Source organism: Streptomyces sp. NPDC096311 (assembly GCF_044763085.1).
Taxonomy (GTDB): domain Bacteria; phylum Actinomycetota; class Actinomycetes; order Streptomycetales; family Streptomycetaceae; genus Streptomyces.
This window is the reverse complement of the sequence record NZ_JBIWFN010000021.1, coordinates 49552-67326: the sequence shown is the minus strand read 5'-3', so window position 1 is coordinate 67326 and position 17775 is coordinate 49552. Positions and strand designations below refer to the sequence as shown.

Sequence of the window (17775 nt, the reverse complement as noted above, 5' to 3'; positions counted from 1 at the left end):
AGTCGTCCGAGCCGCGCCGGCCCGTCGTGCGAGCGGTACCGGCGCCCGCCGCCGTCGAGGATTCGTTCTGATCCGTCCACGACAGACACCCGCGAGCGGTGCCTCGCAGTCAGCGGGCCACCGTAGGATGGACGTCATGGCCAAGACCAGTACGACGACCCAGGGGCTGCGAGCGGCGATCGAGCGCAGCGGCTACTACCCGGCCCTCGTGGCCGAGGCGGTGGAGGCCGCGATCGGCGGCGACACCATCCGGTCGTACCTGGTCCACCAGGAGACGACGTTCGACGCCAACGAGGTGCGCCGGCACGTGACCGTGCTCGTCCTCACCGGCAACCGCTTCATCGTGAGTCACACCGACGAGCAGAACGCGGACACGACCTCACCGACGCCGTACGCCACGACCTCGACCGAGTCCGTGAAACTCGGCCGGATCTCGTCGGTCGTCGTCAGCCGGGTCGTCGCCAACCCCGAGTCGTACACGCCGGGCACGCTGCCCCGCGAGGTCGTCCTGACCATCGGCTGGGGCGCGGTCTCCCGCATCGACCTGGAGCCCGCGGCCTGCGGCGACCCCAACTGCGAGGCGGACCACGGCTACACGGGTAATTCGACGGCGGACGACCTGAGCCTGCGCGTCAGCGAGGCCGGGGACGGCCCGGAGACGGTGCGCCAGGCCCTCGCCTTCGCGCAGTCCCTCTCCGAGGCGACCGCGGACATCACCCGCTGATGGCGCTGCCCACCTGGGACCACCCGGAACCGCTGGCCATCGATTCCGCGCCCGTCCCCGAATACGGCGCGGGCTCGCTCGCCGATCTGCTGCCCACGCTCGCCGCCGGCATGGGCGTCCCCGGCATGACCACCGCCATACCGGAACTGACCGAGGCCGACCGGAACTGCGTCTTCCTGATCGACGGTCTCGGCTGGGAGCAACTGAAGGCGCACCCGGACGAGGCTCCCTTCATGAGTTCCCTCCTCGCCGGCTCGCGCGGCGGTACCGGCCGCCCGATCACCGCCGGTTACCCGGCGACCACCGCGAGTTCCCTGGCCTCCGTCGGCACGGGCCTGCCGCCGGGCGCGCACGGCCTGCCCGGCTACACCGTGCGCAACCCGAGGACCGGCGAGCTGATGAACCAGCTGCGCTGGAGTCCCTGGACGGAACCCCGTGCCTGGCAGCCGTACCCCACCGTCTTCCAGCTCGCGGACGCGGCGGGTGTGCACACGGCCCAGGTCACGTCCCCGACCTTCCAGAACACCCCGCTCACGAAGATCGCCCTGAGTGGCGGAACGTTCCACGGGAGGCTGTCCGGCGAGGAGCGCATGGACCTCGCGGCCGAACAACTGGCCGCCGGTGACCGCTCGTTGGTGTACACCTACTACGCCGAGGTGGACGGCAAGGGCCACCGGTTCGGCGTCGACTCGGACCCCTGGCGCGGTCAGCTGATGTACGTCGACCGCCTGGTCCAGCGCCTCGCGGAGCAACTGCCGCCGCGCGCGGCGCTGTACATCACCGCCGACCACGGCATGATCGACATCCCCTTCGACGAGCAGCACCGTATCGACTTCGACGAGGACTGGGAGCTGCGCGCGGGAGTCGCCCTGCTGGGCGGCGAGGCCCGGGCCCGGCATGTGTACGCCGTCCCGGGTGCCGAGGCGGACGTCCTGACCTGCTGGCGCGAGGTGCTCGGCGAGCAGTTCTGGGTGGCTTCACGCGACGAGGCGATCGCGGCGGGCTGGTTCGGGCCGCAGGTCGACGAACGGGTGTACGCCCGGATCGGCGACGTCGTGGCGGCGGCCTGCGACGACGTCCTGATCGTCGCGACCGAGCGGGAGCCGAAGGAGTCGGCGATGGTCGGCAACCACGGTTCGATGGCACCGGTGGAGCAGCACGTTCCGCTCCTGGAAGTACGTACCTGACGCCTCCCCGCCCGTCTCTCCTCCGCCTGCCTCCCTTCTTGCCGAAAGGTGCTCAACTCCCCATGCCCGAGCTGGTGTTCTTCTCCGGAACGATGGACTGCGGGAAGTCGACGCTGGCTCTCCAGATCGAGCACAACCGCTCGGCCCGGGGCCTGCAGGGCATGATCTTCACGCGCGACGACCGCGCGGGGGAGGGCAAGCTCTCCTCGCGCCTCGGCCTGGTCACGGACGCCGTGGAGGTCGCGGACGATCAGGACCTGTACGGGTACCTCGTCGACCACCTCTCCCAGGGCGGCCGGGCGGATTACGTGATCGCGGACGAGGCGCAGTTCCTGGCCCCCGGCCAGATCGACCAACTGGCCCGGGTGGTCGACGACCTGGGCGTCGACGTCTTCGCGTTCGGCATCACCACCGACTTCCGCTCCAAGCTCTTCCCCGGCTCCCAGCGCCTCGTGGAGCTCGCCGACCGGGTCGAGGTCCTCCAGGTCGAGGCCCTGTGCTGGTGCGGCGCCCGTGCCACCCACAACGCCCGGACGATAGGCGGCGAAATGGTCGTCGAGGGCGCCCAGGTGGTCGTCGGCGACGTCAATCAGGCGGAGGACATCGGCTACGAGGTCCTGTGCCGTCGACACCACCGGCGCCGGATGACGGCGGCGACGGCCCGCGCGAGCGCCCTGTCGCCCGACGTACTGCCGATCGCCTCCGCCTGACTCTCAGCGCGCGGCGTGCGTCATCGCTCGGTGCGGATGACCGAGAACACCGCGCCCTCCGGGTCCGCCACCGTGGCCACCCGTCCGTAGGGCGAGTCGTGGGCCGCCTTGAGGAGGTGTCCGCCGAGGTCGGTGGCCTGGGTGACGGCCTCGTCCACGTCCGCGACCTCGAAGTACGTCAGCCAGTGCGGGCCGCGGTCGCGGGGCAGGCCGTGGCCGACGCCGTGCATGCCTGCCACCGGGCGGCCGTCGATGTGCAGGGTCATGTAGTCGAAGTCGGCCGAGACGACCGGCTCCGGCTCGTGTCCGAAGACCCCCTGGTAGAACTTGACGACGCTCTCGGTGTCGCGGGTCACCAACTCGATCCAGGCGGGGGTGCCGTGCACCCCGTGGAGTGCCGTGCCCAGATGGGCCGCCGCCTGCCAGACCCCGAAGACGGCACCCGTGGGGTCCGAGGCGATCAGCAGCCGCCCGGCCTCTCCGGCGTCCAGGGGGCCCACGCCCACGGTGCCGCCGCAGTGCCGTACCGACTCGGCGGTGTGGTTCACGTCCTCCGAGGCGAAGTACGGCGTCCAGGCGATCGGCAGATGCCGGTCGGGTGGCATCTGCCCGATTCCCGCCACCTCGTGGCCGTCGAGCAGGGCCCGCGCATACGGGCCGAGCTGCCGCGGGCCAGGCTGGAACTCCCAGCCGAACAGCTCTCCGTAGAACTCCTGGGTCGTGGCCATCCCGTGCACCATCAGGCTCACCCAGCAGGGCACGCCGGGTGCGTGCCGAGCGTTCGTGGTGCCGTTCGGGCCGGCCGACTCCCGTGCCTCGGTCATCGTCACTCTCTTCTCGGCCCCTCGCGGTGGCCGTTCACCTTCCGCCTACCAACACGCGTACCGCAATCGCGCGCGTGCACGCCCCGTGCCGATGCTCGCACCACCCGTCACCCTGCGCGCCCCGGCGGCGTCATCGTGTAGTGGTCCACTGCCGGAGAATGCCCGATGAGCCGTTTCCCATCCGTTTCCGCGCGATTGCCGGGGAGTGTCCATCGGCTGTACAGCATGTGCCCGATCCCGTACGCCCGGTGATCGGACCTGTCCGGCCGAGCAGAGTAGCCGGACCTGGACGCCGGGGCCACCCCGTGCGCAAGGATGGTGGCCATGAACGCCATCATCTCCGCATCCGAACTCGCGAGCGACCTGGTGGGACCGAACCCGCCGGTCGTGCTCGACATCCGCTGGCAGCTCTCCACGGCGACAGCCGCCGGGGCCGCCCCCTTCGACGGCCGGGCCGCCTACGCGGCAGGCCACATCCCCGGCGCGGTCTTCGTCGACCTGGATGCCGAACTGGCCGGGGAGCCGGGCGACGGCGGCCGCCATCCGCTGCCCGACCTGGAGGTCTTCAGCGAGGCGATGCGGGCCGCCGGGGTGTCCGCGGACCGGGATGTCGTCGTGTACGACGGTGGCGTGGGGTGGGCCGCCGCGCGGGCCTGGTGGCTGCTGGGCTGGACGGGGCATCCGTCGGTGCGCGTGCTTGACGGCGGGCTGGCCGCCTGGAGCGGGCCGGTGTCCTCGGATGTCCCCGAGCCCGCCCCCGGAACCTTCGAGCCGGTCGCGGGCTCCCGGCCGCTGCTGGACGCGGACGGGGCCGCCGCGCTCGCCCGAACGGGGCTGCTGCTCGACGCCCGGGCCGGGGAACGCTATCGGGGCGAGGTCGAGCCGATCGACCCCGTGGGCGGGCACATCCCGGGCGCGGTCTCGGCGCCGACCACGGAGAACGTCACGGAGACCGGCGAGTTCCGGCCATCGGGTGAGCTCGCGGAGCGCTTCAAGTCCCTCGGCGTGACCGGCACTTCGGAGGTCGGTGTCTACTGCGGTTCGGGCGTGTCCGCCGCCCACGAGGTGCTGGCGCTCGCCGTCGCGGGCATCCCGGCCGCGCTGTACGTGGGTTCCTGGTCGGAGTGGTCGCGGGACAGTGGCCGTCCGGTCGCGGTGGGCCCCGACCCCCAGTAACGGCACGTCGCGGTGGGCCCCGACCCTGAGTAACGGCAAAGGGGCCCGCTCCAGCGTGGCGCGGGCCCCGATGTCGTACAACTGACTAGTCCTGCTTCTTTCGTCGCGTCCCGAAGACGATCTCGTCCCAGCTCGGGACCGCCGCTCTGCGGCCCGGGCGGACGCCGTCGGCCTCGGCCTGGCGGTCGGTCGCGCCGACGAGCCGGTCGCGGTGGCTGCCGACCGAGCGGGGCATGAGCACGTCCGCGTAGGCGGACCCGGCACCGGCCGAGGCCGCGGGGGCCGGGGGCTCCTCCGCCTCGGGCTCGGTGGGTGGCTCCTCCGTCGCCGGGAGTTCCGCGGTGGCGGGCCGCTCGGGCACCACCATGTCGCCCCGGAAGCTGGGTACCGCTTCCAGGAGGCTGGTGAGCGAGTCGCGGTCGCTCACACTCTCCTCGATCGGCTCGGGGGAAGGCCCGGGCAGACTCGGGCGCTCCATCTGCCGGTCCAGGGCACGGTCCAGCGGGCGGTCGCGCGGCAGCCGTGCGATACGCGGGACGAACGGGAAGCTCGGCTCGGGCGCCGCGAGGTCGTCGGACTCGCCGATCAGCGAGCGCGCCTCGTCGTCGACGGCCTGGACGAGTCGCCGGGGCGGGTCGTACGTCCAGCTCGCCGAGTGCGGCTCGCCCGCGACCCGGTAGACCAACAGCACTTCCCACGTGCCGTCGTCACGACGCCACGAGTCCCACTGGACGGTGTCCTTCTCGGCGCCCCGGATCAGCAGTCGCTCCTGGACGGCCTCACCGAGCTGGGGTCCGGCGTTCTCGCCGGGGCGGCGGACAGGAGTCTTCCGGGCCCGCTCGGCCATGAAGGCACGCTCGGCGAGCACGGGGCCCTCGAAGCGACGCACCCGGTCGACGGGGATTCCCGCGAGCTGGGCGACTTCCTCCGCGGAGGCGCCGGCACGTATACGCGCCTGGATGTCTCGGGGGCGGAGATGGCTCTCCACCTCGATCTCGATCTGGCCGAGGCGGGGACGGTCGCCGCGAACAGCGGCGCGCAGACGCTCGTCAATCGGAAGCGTGTACTCCGTGCTGTCCGCAGCCTTCAGCACCAGCCGTGTGCCGTCGTTAGAGACGGCCACGACACGCAGTTCGGGCATGGGGACCTCCCGGGTGGTGCCTGCCGACGTCACGTGCGTCGCTGCTTCCGCTAGTCGAGTGTGGCCTGCCCGGGTGCAGCCTGCCACAACCTTGCCGAGTTGCCCGGCGTGTCGGGCACGGGCCCGGGGTCGCCGTTATGGCACGGTTACCTATTCGCAACGCTAAGTGACGAACTCCATCACCCTGTGCAACGAGCCCCCTCCCGGCGGTCCTGTCAGGCCCCGGACACCCTGGCGGGAGTCCGGACCCAGGGCTCGCAACAGTACTCCATTCGGGCCATGTGCGTGGATCGGCACGCCGCCCAACTTCTAGTGAGGGGTGGTAGTTGGCCGTCCGCTGTGCCGTATTGGTGACCTTGAAACGTGTCGTACTTCACGTAATCACCAGAAACGGAACTAAACGTTTCGCCCGTCCGTCCCTTTCTCGTGCAAGCGGTCGAGAAGTACGGGAAAGGCAGGCAAGGTCCGGGGATGCGCGAGAAGTCGGATACCGGCGAGGAACCGGGGGCGAAGGAAGGGGCACCGAGGAGGAAGCGGGTGGACCTGAGCCTTCCGCAAGTGGCGGGCAGCGCCGTGGCCGCGGTGGTGGCGGCCAAACTCGCCTCCTACTTCGGGGTGTACGGGACGATCCTGGGCGCCGGAGTGGTCAGCGCGATCGCCACCTGTGGAGGCACCGTCTTCCAGCACTTCTTCAAGCGCACCGGCGAACAGCTCCGCGATGTCACGGTCCCGGCGAAGCCGAGGCCCGAGCAGGCTCCGGTACCGGGGGCGTTCACCGAGGGCACCGTCTATCGCGCCCGGGTCAAGAGCTGGAAGCGGCCGGTGATCGCGGCGGCGCTCGTCTTCGGCGTCACGATGGCGGGGATCACGACGTACGAGCTGGTGTCGGGGCGGAGCTTCAGCGGCGACGGCACGAGCACCACCGTCGGTGACGCCCTCAAGGGCAGTGGCTCCGGCTCCCACTCAAGGCCCGGCACGACGCCTTCGAGCCCTTCGAGCGGGTCCTCGTCGAGTGAGCCGTCGGCCACCGACAGCACTCCCGGCACCGAAGACGGCGCCGGGACCGGCACCACTCAGGGTGACGGCCGTGCCACATCCCCTGCACCGACGCCGAGTTCCGGTGCCGCTTCGCAGGCACCGGGCGACACCCCGGCGCCCACGGACGGTTCGCCTACGAGCCCAGCACCCGACGCAAGTAGTCGTTCCCAAAGCGGCGATCCGGGTCAAGACGGTCCCGCAGCGCCGTGAACTCGCCGAAGCGCGGATACACCTTCGAGAAGTACTCCGCGTCGCGGGTGTGGACCTTGCCCCAGTGCGGGCGGCCCTCGTGCGCCGTGAAGATCCGCTCGGCCGCGGTGAAGTACGCCTGATAGGGCGTACCCCTGAACATGTGGACGGCGATGTAGGCGCTCTCCCGCCCGGACGCCGTGGAGAGCGCGATGTCGTCCGCGGGGGCCGTGCGCACCTCGACGGGGAAGCTGACCCGCAGGGACGAGCGGTCGACCATCGTCTTCAGCTCGCGCAGCGTCTCGACAAGCGCCTCGCGCGGAACGGCGTACTCCATCTCCACGAAGCGCACCCGGCGCGGAGAAGTGAAGACCTTGTAGGGAATGTCGGTGTAGGTCCGCGCGGACAGCGCCCGGCTGGAGATCTTGGCGATCGTCGGGATGGTGGCGGGCGCGGCGCGGCCGACCAGATTGGCCACATGGAAGACCCCGTTGGAGAGGAACTCGTCCTCGATCCAGCCGCTGATCTGCCCGATCGGCTTCTCGGGGCCGGCGCTGCGGTTGTTGCGCTTGGTGTTGCAGTTGCCGGTGTGCGGGAACCAGTAGAACTCGAAGTGCTCGTTCTCGGTGAAGAGTTCGTCGAAGTCGGCGGTGACCTTATCGAAGGTCATCGGCTCCTCGCGGGCCGTGAGCAGAAACATGGGCTCTACGGAGAAGGTGATCGCGGTGACGATCCCCAGGGCGCCCATGCCCACCCGGGCCGCCGCGAAGACATCAGGGTTCTCCGCCTCGGAGCAGGTGAGGAGCGAACCGTCCGCGGTGACCAGCTCAAGTCCCTTGATCTGCGCGGCGATCGAGGCCGAGTCGCGGCCCGTACCGTGCGTTCCGGTACTGGTCGCGCCCGAGACCGTCTGCTCCATGATGTCGCCCATGTTCGTGAGCGACAGCCCCTCGCGCGCGAGAGCCATATTGAGACGCTTGAGCGGGGTGCCCGCCTCAACGGTGACGGTCCCGGCCGCGCGATCGATGTTGCGGATGCCGGTCAACAGTTGAGGGCGGATCAACACGCCGTCGGTCGCGGCGGCGGCGGTGAAGGAGTGCCCGGTGCCGACGGCCTTGACCCTCAGACCCTCGTCGGCAGCCTTGCGTACAGCCGCGGAGAGCTCCTCGACCGAAGCGGGGGTGACCTCCCGTACGGGACGGGCGGTGACGTTCCCCGCCCAGTTACGCCACGTGCCGCTCTTCCCGCTCACTGTGGTGCTCATGGGTCCCCTCCCGCTGCGGAACCGGCCTGTTCAACCGGCGATACCCGAGGAATCCGACCGCGACCGCGACGGCTCCGGACACCGCCGGAACCCCGTACCCGGCCTTCGCACCGGCGGCGTCGATCACCCAGCCGGCCACGGAGGAGCCGAGCGCGACCCCGACCGCGAGTCCGGTGCTCACCCAGGTCATGCCCTCGGTCAGTTTCGCGCGTGGTACGTGCTGTTCGATGAGGGACATCGTCGTGATCATCGTGGGAGCGATGGACAGGCCCGCAACGAACAGCGCCACGGCCAGAAACGGCAAGTTTCCGACCAGTAGCAGGGGGATCATACTCACGGCCATGGCGCATATGCCCAGCAGCCACCGACGTTCGGGCGCCCCCTTGAAGTGCAGCAGTCCGAACACGGCTCCCGCCGCGCAGGAACCCGCCGCATAGAGGGCCAGAACCACGCTCGCGGCGCCCTTGTGGCCCTGCTCCTCCGCGAAGGCCACGGTGACCACGTCCACGGCCCCGAAGATCGCTCCGGTCGCCACGAACGTGGCCACCAGGACCTGGAGTCCGGCCGCGCGCAGCGCCGAACCGCTGGTGTGGTGCTCACGCGGGTGCGGCACGGGCTCGGTCGCGCGCTGGGAGGTCAGCCAGAAGACGCCCACCGCCAGGAAGCAGGCGGCGAGCAGCGGCCCGGCCTCCGGGAACCACACCGTGGACAGGCCGATGGAGAAGATCGGCCCGAAGATGAAGCAGATCTCGTCCACCACGGACTCGAACGAGTACGCGGTGTGCAACTGCGGGGTGCCTCCGTAGAGGGCCGCCCAGCGGGCCCGGATCATCGCGCCGATGCTCGGGACACAGCCGATCCCGGCCGCACAGAGGAACAGCACCCAGTCCGGCCACTCGAAGCGCGCGGCCAGCAGCAGCCCGGCGGCCGCCACGAGCGCGAACAGGGTGACGGGGCGCAGCACCCGCCGCTGGCCGTGCCGGTCCACCATCCGCGAGACCTGCGGGCCCATCACCGCGGCCGCGAGCGCCATGGTTGCCGACAGCGCGCCCGCGAGCCCGTACCGCCCGGTGAGCTGGGAGATCATCGTCACCACGCCGATGCCCATCATCGACAGGGGCATCCGGCCGAGGAAGCCCGCGGCGGAGAAGCCCTTGGAGCCGGGGGCGGCGAACAGGGCGCGGTACGGGCTGGGCACGAAGGGTCTCCGGTGGGCTCGGCCAGGCCGCACGGTCACTGCGTGCGGTCGGACTCCGGTAAGGCGTGTAGGTGGCCGATACAGCTTACGGGTTAGGGGACCCTAACGCACCACCTCGCGCACTTCCCGATTCCGCTTGTCATGTGGCTGTTGTCCGGCTGTCAGTGACGGATGGCAGGATCGGGCCCATGCCAGACGTGCTCGATGCCACCCCCTACGACGCCCTGCTCCTGCTCTCGTTCGGCGGCCCCGAGGGCCCGGACGACGTGGTTCCGTTCCTGGAGAACGTGACGCGGGGGAGAGGCATCCCCAAGGAACGGCTGAAGGAAGTGGGGCAGCACTACTTCCTGTTCGGCGGGGTCAGCCCGATCAACGACCAGAACCGTGCCCTGCTCGACGCCCTCCGCAAGGACTTCGCGGACCACGGCCTGGACCTGCCCGTGTACTGGGGCAACCGCAACTGGGCGCCGTACCTCACCGACACCCTGCGCCAGATGGTCGCCGACGGCCGCCGCCGCGTCCTCGTCCTCGCCACCAGCGCGTACGCCTCGTACTCGGGCTGCCGGCAGTACCGCGAGGACCTCGCCGGCGCCCTGGCGGCCCTGGAGTCCGAGGGCCTGGAGCTGCCGAAGATCGACAAGCTGCGGCACTACTTCAACCACCCCGGCTTCGTGGAGCCCATGATCGAGGGCGTCCTGAAGTCCCTCGCCGAGCTCCCCGAGGAGGTACGGGCGGGCGCGCATCTCGCCTTCACCACGCACTCCATCCCCACTGCGGCCGCCGACACCTCCGGCCCGGCCGAGGACCACGGCGACGGCGGCGCCTACGTCGAGCAACACCTGGACGTGGCGAAGCTGATCGCCGACGCCGTGCGCGAGGAGACCGGGATCGAGCACCCCTGGCAGCTCGTGTACCAGTCGCGCTCCGGAGCCCCGCACATCCCATGGCTCGAGCCCGACATCTGCGACCACCTGGAGGAGCTGCACGGGGCCGGGGTCCCGGCCGTCGTGATGGCCCCCATCGGGTTCGTCTCGGACCACATGGAGGTGCTGTACGACCTCGACACGGAGGCGACGGCCAAGGCGGCGGAGCTGCGGCTGCCCGTGCGCCGCTCGGCCACCGTGGGCGCCGACCCCCGCTTTGCCGCGGCGATCCGCGACCTCGTCCTGGAGCGCGCCGCGACGGAGAACGGGCTGCAGGTGACACCCTGCGCCCTGGGCGCGCTCGGCGCGAGCCACGGCCTGTGCCCTGTGGGCTGCTGCCCGGCCCGTGCCCCCAAGCCCGCCGCCGCGGGCGCCGACAGTCCGTACGCCTGAGGAGCGCCTTGATCGAGCCCCTGCACACCGAACTGCTCCAGCTCGCCCACGACGCCGCCCGCCGCGCCGGCGAGCTGCTGCGGGACGGCCGCCCGGCGGACCTCACGGTCGCCGCCACCAAGTCCAGCCCGATCGACGTCGTCACCGAGATGGACATCGCCGCCGAGAAGCTGATCACCGACCTGATCGCCCAGCACCGCCCCCACGACGGCTTCCTCGGCGAGGAGGGCGCCTCCAGCGAGGGCACCAGCGGCATCCGCTGGGTCGTCGACCCGCTCGACGGCACGGTGAACTACCTCTACGGGCTGCCGACCTGGGCGGTGTCCATCGCGGCCGAACAGAACGGCGAGACCGTCGTCGGAGTCGTCGCGGCACCGATGCGCGGCGAGACCTACAGCGCCGTGCGCGGCAGGGGCGCCCGTGCCAGCGGGGCCTGGGTCGGCGAGCGCCGGCTGGCCTGCCGCCCATCGCCGCCCCTGGACCAGGCCCTGGTCTCGACCGGCTTCAACTACGTGACCGAGGTCAAGGTCCACCAGGCCGAGGTCGCCCACCGGCTGATCCCCCTGCTGCGCGACATCCGGCGCAGCGGTTCGGCGGCCGTCGACCTGTGCGACGTCGCCGCGGGCCGCCTCGACGGCTACTACGAGCGCGGTCTGCACCCCTGGGACCTCGCGGCGGGCGACCTGATCGCCCGTGAGGCGGGCGCCCTGACCGGTGGACGCCCCGGAGAGCGCCCCGGGGGCGATCTGGCGGTCGCGGCCTCCCCTGGTGTCTTCGAGCCCCTCCAGCGGCTTCTGGAGGAGTTCGGCGCCTGGCACGACTGAGGACACCCGCTGTTCCCGGTCCGTACGGCACGCGCTGTTCCCGGTGCGTACAGCGGCTACGGAATTCGGTACGCACAACAACGGAGCGGGGCCCCGGCACTGGATCGATGCCGGGGCCCCGCTCTCGTACGAACTGCTCAGACGCGCGACGCGCCGACCTCCACACCGTGCTCGGCGGCAAGGCGGCGCAGGTCCTCGAGCTCGGCCTGCTCGACTTCCGCGAGGAAGTCGTCGCCTGTTTCGCGAGCCCGCGTCAGGTCGGACTCGGTCGCCCTTATGCGCTGCAGAAGTCCTGCGGTGAATGCGTCCATGCTGCGCCCCCTCGTCCTGGGTCGTGGGTCGGTGGCACGGGGGTGTGCCGTTGGGAAGGGGCGATCACGTCTCCAGAGGGTGCCCAGCGCTGCCCGGGCTGGGCGGCGACGGTGCCGGACACCCACGCCCGCTCTGCGGAAGCGGTTGGACGTACCACAAGGTGGCTTGCCACATGCAGAGCGTGATCGCGGGGTGTAAAGCCGTCCTACCCCCCGCTCCCTTCCGTGGAAACCTCAACCCGACGAGAAAATCTCGCATTCCCGGGCCCCGAGACCGTCGTACCGGTCGCCTCTCACCCGCCTTACAGCCGGTTTATGGCCGAAAAGGGCAGGATGGAGGCCTCACCCATGACAGACCCCCCTGCCCACGTGTGCCGAAGAGGCGCTACGCGGGTGGACAGAGGAAGGACAAGCGACGTGCGCGTACTCGTCGTCGAGGACGAGCAGCTGCTCGCCGATGCGGTGGCCACCGGACTGCGCCGGGAGGCCATGGCCGTCGACGTCGTGTACGACGGTGCGGCCGCCCTGGAGCGCATCGGCGTCAACGACTACGACGTGGTCGTCCTCGACCGCGACCTCCCGCTCGTGCACGGCGACGACGTCTGCCGCAAGATCGTCGAGCTCGGTATGCCCACGCGCGTGCTGATGCTCACCGCCTCCGGCGACGTCAGCGACCGTGTCGAGGGCTTGGAGATCGGCGCCGACGACTACCTCCCCAAGCCGTTCGCGTTCAGCGAGCTGACGGCACGCGTGCGTGCTCTCGGGCGTCGTACGAGCGTGCCGCTGCCACCCGTCCTGGAGCGCGCCGGGATCAAGCTCGACCCCAACCGGCGCGAGGTCTTCCGCGACGGCAAGGAGGTCCAGCTCGCGCCCAAGGAGTTCGCCGTCCTGGAGGTACTGCTGCGAAGCGAGGGCGCCGTCGTCTCCGCCGAGCAGCTCCTGGAGAAGGCCTGGGACGAGAACACGGACCCCTTCACCAACGTCGTCCGCGTCACCGTCATGACCTTGCGCCGCAAGCTCGGGGAACCCCCGGTCATCGTCACCGTGCCCGGCTCCGGGTACCGGATCTGATCCGCGGTGGCCACGACTCCCGCGCCCCCCACGGCGCCTCCGAAGCCCACCTGGGACCCCAGAAGGGCGGAGCCCCCGTTCCCCTGGCTGCGTCCGACCATCCGCATACGGCTCACGCTGCTGTACGGCGGCATGTTCCTGATCGCCGGCATCATGCTGCTGTCGATCATCTATCTGCTCGCGGCGCAGGCCCTGAACACGGGCGCCGAGCCGCTCTTCAAGATCGTCAGTGGTACGTCGATCAAGGTGAGCAGCGACAACTGCCCCGCCGTCCAGGCGGGCAACCTGTCACTCGACGAGTTCAACGTCGCGATCAGCAACTGCATCGACCATCAGCGTCAGACGGCCCTGGACGACCTGCTCAGCCGCTCCCTGCTCGCCCTGCTCGGCCTCGCGATCATCGCCTTCGCCTTCGGCTACGCGATGGCGGGCCGCGTCCTGTCGCCGCTCGGCCGGATCACCCGCACCGCGCGCGCGGTGGCGGGCTCGGACCTGTCCCGGCGGATCGAGCTGGACGGCCCCGACGACGAGCTGAAGGAGCTGGCGGACACCTTCGACGACATGCTGGAGCGGCTGCAGCGGGCCTTCACCGCCCAGCAGCGGTTCGTCGGCAACGCCTCGCACGAACTGCGCACCCCGCTCGCGATCAACCGCACGCTCCTCGAAGTGCACCTGTCCGACCCCGGAGCCCCGATGGAGCTCCAGCAGCTCGGCAAGACGCTGCTCGCCACCAACGAGCGCAGCGAGCAGCTCGTCGAGGGACTGCTGCTGCTTGCCCGCAGCGACAACCAGATCGTCGAGCGCAAGCCCGTGGACCTCGCCGAGGTCGCCACACAGGCCGTCGACCAGGTGCACGCCGAGGCCGCGGCCAAGGGTGTGGCGATCCGCGGGGAGCGCGCCGCGGCGGTCGTCCAGGGCAACGGCGTACTGCTGGAGCGCATCGCCCTGAACCTCGTCCAGAACGCGGTGCGGTACAACGTGCCGGACGACGGCTGGGTCGAGGTCACGACGCAGGTCCAGCACGGCCAGGCGGTACTGGTGGTCACGAACACGGGTCCGGTGGTTCCCGCGTACGAGATCGACAATCTTTTTGAGCCTTTCCGGCGGCTGCGTACGGAGCGCACGGGCAGCGACAAGGGCGTGGGCCTCGGCCTTTCCATCGCCCGGTCGGTGGCCCGCGCACATGGGGGCCATATCGCGGCAGAGCCGCGCGAGGGGGGTGGGCTCGTGATGCGCGTCACCCTGCCGATCTGAGAACATGTCGCGGACACGCGGCGATGTTCGCTTTGCGCGGAATTTTCTGGTCGCCCATCCGGGAGACTCGTGTGTGATCGATCACAAGGGCGAATTTCTGGCCATCTACTCTCCGTGGTCACGCAGGCTGTCGTAAAGCCGGGAAAATCCGGGTTTTCGGGGGTCTAGATCACGGGAAGTACACGGTGGGACGCCTTTGAAGTGGGCCCTTCGGACCGTGTACGGTCCGCATCGCCATCCAAGCCGATCACTCATGAGGAGTCCGGTTGGGTGTCGATTGAGTAACAGACCTTGATGTGAGGCAAAATCTCCGCCTCAGGTCGGGCACAAGTCCGGCCTCTCACGCGTTACGTGCGCTGAGACACCGCAGACACCCAGAGGGGGAGAGCGACATGGCAACGGATTACGACACCCCACGCAAGACCGACGACGACGTCGACTCGGACAGCCTTGAAGAACTGAAGGCTCGCCGGAACGACAAGTCCACGTCGTCTGTCGATGTAGACGAGTTCGAGGCCGCAGAAGGCCTGGAGCTTCCCGGAGCGGACCTCTCGAACGAGGAGCTGGCCGTCCGGGTGCTGCCCAAGCAGCAGGACGAGTTCACTTGCATGAGCTGCTTCCTGGTGCACCACCGCAGCCAGCTGGCCCGCGAGAAGAACGGTCAGCCGATCTGCCGCGACTGCGACTGAGGCAGGGTCGGCCGTGACTGGCTCGACCCCACCTTGGAAGCGCCGCTTCCCTTCACGGGCAGCGGACGATGGGCCCTCAGACGGCCCTGAAGGCGTGCGTGACGACGAGCGGGGCTCTTCCCGACCAGGATCAGCCTCGCTCGAGCGGGCGCCCGCCACGGCGCCGACAGGCGCCTTCGAGCGGGCCGGCATGGTGAAGCCGGCCGGCGATCCGGAACCGTCCGACGGTTCGGTTCCGGCGGACGTCGCCGTTCCCGCCACCGGCCGCCGTGCGGCCGGCCTTCGGGACGGGGTCAGAAAGGGCGTCCAGAAGGGCGGCAGCAGGGCCAGGGCGGGCCTGTCCCACCTCGCCGACCGGATCATCGACATCGCGCCGCGCGTCCCCGTACGGGACCTGGCGACCCTCCGCGGGCAGTTCCCGGGACTCACCCCCGAACAGCTCGCGGACAAGCTCGTGGCGGGTGCGGCCAACGCGACGTCCACGGTGGGCGCCGGGATCGGTGCCGCCGCGATGCTGCCCGTGCCGCCCGCGATGCCGACCGAGCTGGCCGCGGAGATCACCGGCGTCGCCGCGATCGAGCTGAAGCTGATCGCCGAGCTCCACGAGGTCTATGGCCTTCGGCCGCCGGGCAACCTCAAACAGCGCAGTACCGGGTATGTGAACTCCTGGTCCTCCGAGCGCGGGATCGACGTGACCAAACCGTCGACGATCAACGCCGCGTTGGGCGGCCAGATGAAGCGCGAGCTGCGCCAGCAGATCATGAAACGCATGGTCCGGGATCTGCCGAACCTGATGCCGTTCATGGTGGGCGCGGCGGTGGGAGCGGTCATGAACCGCCGGGACACCAAACGCCTGGCGGCGCGTATCCGCAAGGACCTGCGCAAGTCCCAGGTGCCGTGGGACGCGCTTGCGGAGCTGCCTCCCCTGGAGAAGCCGACGGATCCCCTGCGGATGGGGGAGATCCCCAAGGAACTGGGGCACTGAGCCCCGCCCGGCACCGCCCGCCCGCCGAGTCGAGACGAGCGACGGGGCAGGGGGCACCGGCTCGTGAGGATCTCCGGCTCGTGGGCGGCACCGGCTCGTGCTGGGCCGGGAGCACTGCATGCGGAGACGCACTGTCCGTGGAGCGGTGTGCGCCGGTGCGTAACCGCTACCCGAAGGCGTACTGTCGCGCGCCGAGGTGGTTCGGGGCGCGACTTCTTCTTCGCAAGCCCCCCTGATTCCGGTGGTCCTACGCCGTGGCCCGAGCCGCCTCGAGTGCCGCGATCAGGCGCTCCGGCTCCCTCGTCGACAGGTACAGGTACGGCGTGGGGTCGGCCGGGTCGGTGACCTGGACGCGGAGGGCCGTGGGGATGTAGGCCCGCAGCAGCATGAAGGCGCGCGGGTCCGCCTTGTAGGTGCGCCAGGCGCGCGCCTCCTCCTGGTCCATGATCTCCGCGTCGCCCAGGGCCGCGACCGGGATCTTCGCCTCGCCCGCGATCAGGGAGTCACCGACGACCCGGATGCGGATCGACCCGTACGCGCTCGCCACGACCGCCGAGACCGCGGTGCCGCCGACCAGCGCGCCCAGCAGCGGCAGCGTGCCGAAGGGGAGGAAGACCAGGGCCATCGCTATCCCGATCAGGAAGCAGATCGCCCACCAGCTGCGGGGGGCGGTGAGGCGTTCTTCGTACGGGGAGGCGGAGAGCTGCATGAAGCCAAGCTTGGCACGGTGCGAAGACTTGGTGGACGCGCGGGTAAGGTCTGCGGCTGTGAGTCGTACTTCCGCAGCTCTGCAGCCTCCCGCCGACGCCGTCGCGCCGGTGCGGCACCCCGACGCGCCCGCCCCCGGCGAGCTCCTCGGCGCCCACTACGAACAGTGTTTCGGGTGTGGTGGGGAGCAGTCGCACGGACTGCACCTGGAGGCCCGCGCGGGGGAGGGCGTCACCGTCACGGCGGAGTTCACGGTACGGCCCGCCCACCAGGGCGCCCCGGGGCTCGCGCACGGCGGAGTGCTCGCCACCGCCCTCGACGAGACGCTCGGCTCGCTGAACTGGCTGCTGCGCACCGTCGCGGTCACCGGCCGCCTGGAGACCGACTTCGTCCTGCCTGTCCCCGTGGACACGGTGCTGTCCCTCGAGGCCGAGGTCACGGCGGTGGTCGGCCGCAAGATCTACTCGACCGCCACCGGGCGGATCGGTGGCCCCGACGGGCCCGTCGCCGTTCGCGCGGACGCCCTCTTCATCAAGGTCAAGGTCGACCACTTCATCGACAACGGCCGCCCGGAGGAGATCCGGGCCGCCATGAACGAACCGGACCAGATCCGCCGTGTCCGTGCCTTCGAGGTGAACCCGTGACCCGCGAGCCCCGTCAAGAACTCGCCGTGCTGATCCGCCGCGTCGACCCGGACGTACCGCTTCCCGAGTACGCGCAGCCCGGTGACGCGGGAGCAGATCTGCGTACCACCGAGAGTCGTGAACTGAAGCCGGGCGAGCGCGCCGTACTGCCCACGGGTGTGTCCATCGCGCTGCCCGAGGGGTACGCGGCCTTCGTGCACCCGCGTTCCGGGCTTGCCGCCCGCTGCGGTGTCGCCCTCGTGAATGCCCCGGGGACGGTTGATGCCGGGTACCGTGGGGAGATCAAGGTGATCGTGGTGAATCTCGACCCGCGCGAGTCGGTGCGGTTCGAGCGCTTCGACCGGATTGCTCAACTGGTCGTCCAGCAGGTCGAGAAGGTCCGCTTCCAGGAGGTCGCGGAACTTCCCGACTCGGCGCGGGCCGCAGGGGGCTTCGGGTCCACTGGTGGTCATGCCGCCGTGGGCGGCACAACGGGTGGGAATCGATACGCTTCGGTCGTATCCGACCGGGAAGGACAGTGAC

At 70.4% G+C, this 17775-nt stretch carries 19 protein-coding genes; 13 read left to right on the top strand and 6 right to left on the bottom strand.

The window, feature by feature from the left end:
- Positions 1–136 precede the first annotated feature (136 nt).
- The 3 genes from ACIRA5_RS40700 (at position 137) to ACIRA5_RS40690 (ending at position 2621) form a co-directional block, all read left to right on the top strand.
- A complete protein-coding gene (locus ACIRA5_RS40700) occupies positions 137–724 on the top strand; it encodes a DUF5998 family protein (RefSeq protein WP_054229916.1) in 588 nt (195 codons plus the stop codon).
- Positions 724–1911, top strand: coding sequence for a nucleotide pyrophosphatase/phosphodiesterase family protein (locus ACIRA5_RS40695; protein ID WP_352051135.1), 1188 nt, complete (start codon positions 724–726; stop codon positions 1909–1911). Before ACIRA5_RS40700 ends, ACIRA5_RS40695 begins: the two co-directional genes overlap by 1 nt.
- Before the next feature lie 62 nt (positions 1912–1973).
- The gene (locus ACIRA5_RS40690) at positions 1974–2621 is read left to right on the top strand and encodes a thymidine kinase (RefSeq protein WP_352051136.1); all 648 of its coding nucleotides are present in this window, start codon (positions 1974–1976) and stop codon (positions 2619–2621) included.
- Between the two features lie 20 nt (positions 2622–2641).
- Here ACIRA5_RS40690 and ACIRA5_RS40685 read toward each other — a convergent pair whose 3' ends face one another.
- On the bottom strand, positions 2642–3445 hold the full coding sequence (locus tag ACIRA5_RS40685; RefSeq protein WP_352051137.1) for a VOC family protein: 804 nt from the start codon (positions 3443–3445) through the stop codon (positions 2642–2644).
- Between the two features lie 324 nt (positions 3446–3769).
- On the opposite strand from ACIRA5_RS40685, the gene ACIRA5_RS40680 reads away from it, so the two are divergent.
- Positions 3770–4621 carry a sulfurtransferase gene (locus ACIRA5_RS40680; RefSeq protein ID WP_403699773.1) on the top strand — a complete coding sequence of 284 codons (852 nt, stop codon included), beginning with the start codon at positions 3770–3772 and terminating at the stop codon, positions 4619–4621.
- Positions 4622–4706: 85 nt separating this feature from the next.
- Here ACIRA5_RS40680 and sepH read toward each other — a convergent pair whose 3' ends face one another.
- Positions 4707–5762 (bottom strand): septation protein SepH, encoded by a 1056-nt coding sequence (sepH, locus tag ACIRA5_RS40675; protein WP_097224578.1) that lies wholly within the window; start codon positions 5760–5762, stop codon positions 4707–4709.
- 471 nt (positions 5763–6233) lie between these two features.
- Between sepH and ACIRA5_RS40670 the strand changes: the two genes are divergently transcribed.
- Complete coding sequence (locus ACIRA5_RS40670; protein ID WP_403699770.1) at positions 6234–7010, top strand: hypothetical protein; 777 nt, start codon at positions 6234–6236, stop codon at positions 7008–7010.
- Here the strand turns inward: ACIRA5_RS40670 and ACIRA5_RS40665 are convergent.
- Both ACIRA5_RS40665 and ACIRA5_RS40660 read right to left on the bottom strand, forming a co-directional pair.
- Entirely contained in the window at positions 6934–8253 is a 1320-nt protein-coding gene (locus tag ACIRA5_RS40665; protein WP_403699768.1) for a D-arabinono-1,4-lactone oxidase, read from the bottom strand. The genes ACIRA5_RS40670 and ACIRA5_RS40665 overlap by 77 nt on opposite strands.
- Positions 8213–9451: an MFS transporter gene (locus ACIRA5_RS40660; RefSeq protein WP_403699765.1), complete on the bottom strand. Its 1239-nt coding sequence runs from the start codon at positions 9449–9451 to the stop codon at positions 8213–8215. Before ACIRA5_RS40660 ends, ACIRA5_RS40665 begins: the two co-directional genes overlap by 41 nt.
- A gap of 188 nt (positions 9452–9639) precedes the next feature.
- Between ACIRA5_RS40660 and ACIRA5_RS40655 the strand changes: the two genes are divergently transcribed.
- Both ACIRA5_RS40655 and ACIRA5_RS40650 read left to right on the top strand, forming a co-directional pair.
- Positions 9640–10767 (top strand): ferrochelatase, encoded by a 1128-nt coding sequence (locus ACIRA5_RS40655; RefSeq protein WP_403699762.1) that lies wholly within the window; start codon positions 9640–9642, stop codon positions 10765–10767.
- Positions 10768–10775: 8 nt separating this feature from the next.
- Complete coding sequence (locus ACIRA5_RS40650) at positions 10776–11591, top strand: inositol monophosphatase family protein (RefSeq protein WP_403699759.1); 816 nt, start codon at positions 10776–10778, stop codon at positions 11589–11591.
- Positions 11592–11728: 137 nt separating this feature from the next.
- On the opposite strand, the gene ACIRA5_RS40645 is transcribed toward ACIRA5_RS40650, so the two are convergent.
- Entirely contained in the window at positions 11729–11902 is a 174-nt protein-coding gene (locus ACIRA5_RS40645; RefSeq protein ID WP_165854003.1) for a hypothetical protein, read from the bottom strand.
- A gap of 417 nt (positions 11903–12319) precedes the next feature.
- On the opposite strand from ACIRA5_RS40645, the gene ACIRA5_RS40640 reads away from it, so the two are divergent.
- From ACIRA5_RS40640 to ACIRA5_RS40625, 4 genes are all read left to right on the top strand, one after another.
- Positions 12320–12973, top strand: a complete 654-nt coding sequence (locus tag ACIRA5_RS40640; protein WP_010983842.1) for a response regulator transcription factor — start codon at positions 12320–12322, stop codon at positions 12971–12973.
- 6 nt (positions 12974–12979) lie between these two features.
- Positions 12980–14227 (top strand): sensor histidine kinase, encoded by a 1248-nt coding sequence (locus ACIRA5_RS40635; RefSeq protein WP_403699756.1) that lies wholly within the window; start codon positions 12980–12982, stop codon positions 14225–14227.
- A gap of 392 nt (positions 14228–14619) precedes the next feature.
- The gene (locus ACIRA5_RS40630; RefSeq protein WP_003997302.1) at positions 14620–14916 is read left to right on the top strand and encodes a DUF4193 domain-containing protein; all 297 of its coding nucleotides are present in this window, start codon (positions 14620–14622) and stop codon (positions 14914–14916) included.
- A gap of 13 nt (positions 14917–14929) precedes the next feature.
- Positions 14930–15901, top strand: coding sequence for a hypothetical protein (locus tag ACIRA5_RS40625; protein WP_403699753.1), 972 nt, complete (start codon positions 14930–14932; stop codon positions 15899–15901).
- 247 nt (positions 15902–16148) lie between these two features.
- Here ACIRA5_RS40625 and ACIRA5_RS40620 read toward each other — a convergent pair whose 3' ends face one another.
- Complete coding sequence (locus ACIRA5_RS40620; protein WP_067375327.1) at positions 16149–16610, bottom strand: DUF3093 domain-containing protein; 462 nt, start codon at positions 16608–16610, stop codon at positions 16149–16151.
- A 58-nt stretch (positions 16611–16668) separates the two neighbouring features.
- Between ACIRA5_RS40620 and ACIRA5_RS40615 the strand changes: the two genes are divergently transcribed.
- Together ACIRA5_RS40615 and dut are read left to right on the top strand one after the other, a co-directional pair.
- Positions 16669–17253: a PaaI family thioesterase gene (locus ACIRA5_RS40615; RefSeq protein ID WP_403699750.1), complete on the top strand. Its 585-nt coding sequence runs from the start codon at positions 16669–16671 to the stop codon at positions 17251–17253.
- Entirely contained in the window at positions 17250–17774 is a 525-nt protein-coding gene (gene dut / locus ACIRA5_RS40610; RefSeq protein WP_054229931.1) for a dUTP diphosphatase, read from the top strand. The genes ACIRA5_RS40615 and dut overlap by 4 nt, the downstream gene beginning before the upstream one ends.
- The last annotated feature ends 1 nt before the right edge of the window (position 17775 follow it).

Bases quoted from the DNA above. Each gene is read 5' to 3' on its own strand.
- ACIRA5_RS40700 (WP_054229916.1), top strand. From the start codon at position 137: ATGGCCAAGACCAGTACGACGACCCAGGGGCTGCGAGCGGCGATCGAG.
- ACIRA5_RS40695 (WP_352051135.1), top strand. From the start codon at position 724: ATGGCGCTGCCCACCTGGGACCACCCGGAACCGCTGGCCATCGATTCC.
- ACIRA5_RS40690 (WP_352051136.1), top strand. From the start codon at position 1,974: ATGCCCGAGCTGGTGTTCTTCTCCGGAACGATGGACTGCGGGAAGTCG.
- ACIRA5_RS40685 (WP_352051137.1), bottom strand. From the start codon at position 3,445: ATGACCGAGGCACGGGAGTCGGCCGGCCCGAACGGCACCACGAACGCT.
- ACIRA5_RS40680 (WP_403699773.1), top strand. From the start codon at position 3,770: ATGAACGCCATCATCTCCGCATCCGAACTCGCGAGCGACCTGGTGGGA.
- sepH (WP_097224578.1), bottom strand. From the start codon at position 5,762: ATGCCCGAACTGCGTGTCGTGGCCGTCTCTAACGACGGCACACGGCTG.
- ACIRA5_RS40670 (WP_403699770.1), top strand. From the start codon at position 6,234: ATGCGCGAGAAGTCGGATACCGGCGAGGAACCGGGGGCGAAGGAAGGG.
- ACIRA5_RS40665 (WP_403699768.1), bottom strand. From the start codon at position 8,253: ATGAGCACCACAGTGAGCGGGAAGAGCGGCACGTGGCGTAACTGGGCG.
- ACIRA5_RS40655 (WP_403699762.1), top strand. From the start codon at position 9,640: ATGCCAGACGTGCTCGATGCCACCCCCTACGACGCCCTGCTCCTGCTC.
- ACIRA5_RS40645 (WP_165854003.1), bottom strand. From the start codon at position 11,902: ATGGACGCATTCACCGCAGGACTTCTGCAGCGCATAAGGGCGACCGAG.
- ACIRA5_RS40630 (WP_003997302.1), top strand. From the start codon at position 14,620: ATGGCAACGGATTACGACACCCCACGCAAGACCGACGACGACGTCGAC.
- ACIRA5_RS40620 (WP_067375327.1), bottom strand. From the start codon at position 16,610: ATGCAGCTCTCCGCCTCCCCGTACGAAGAACGCCTCACCGCCCCCCGC.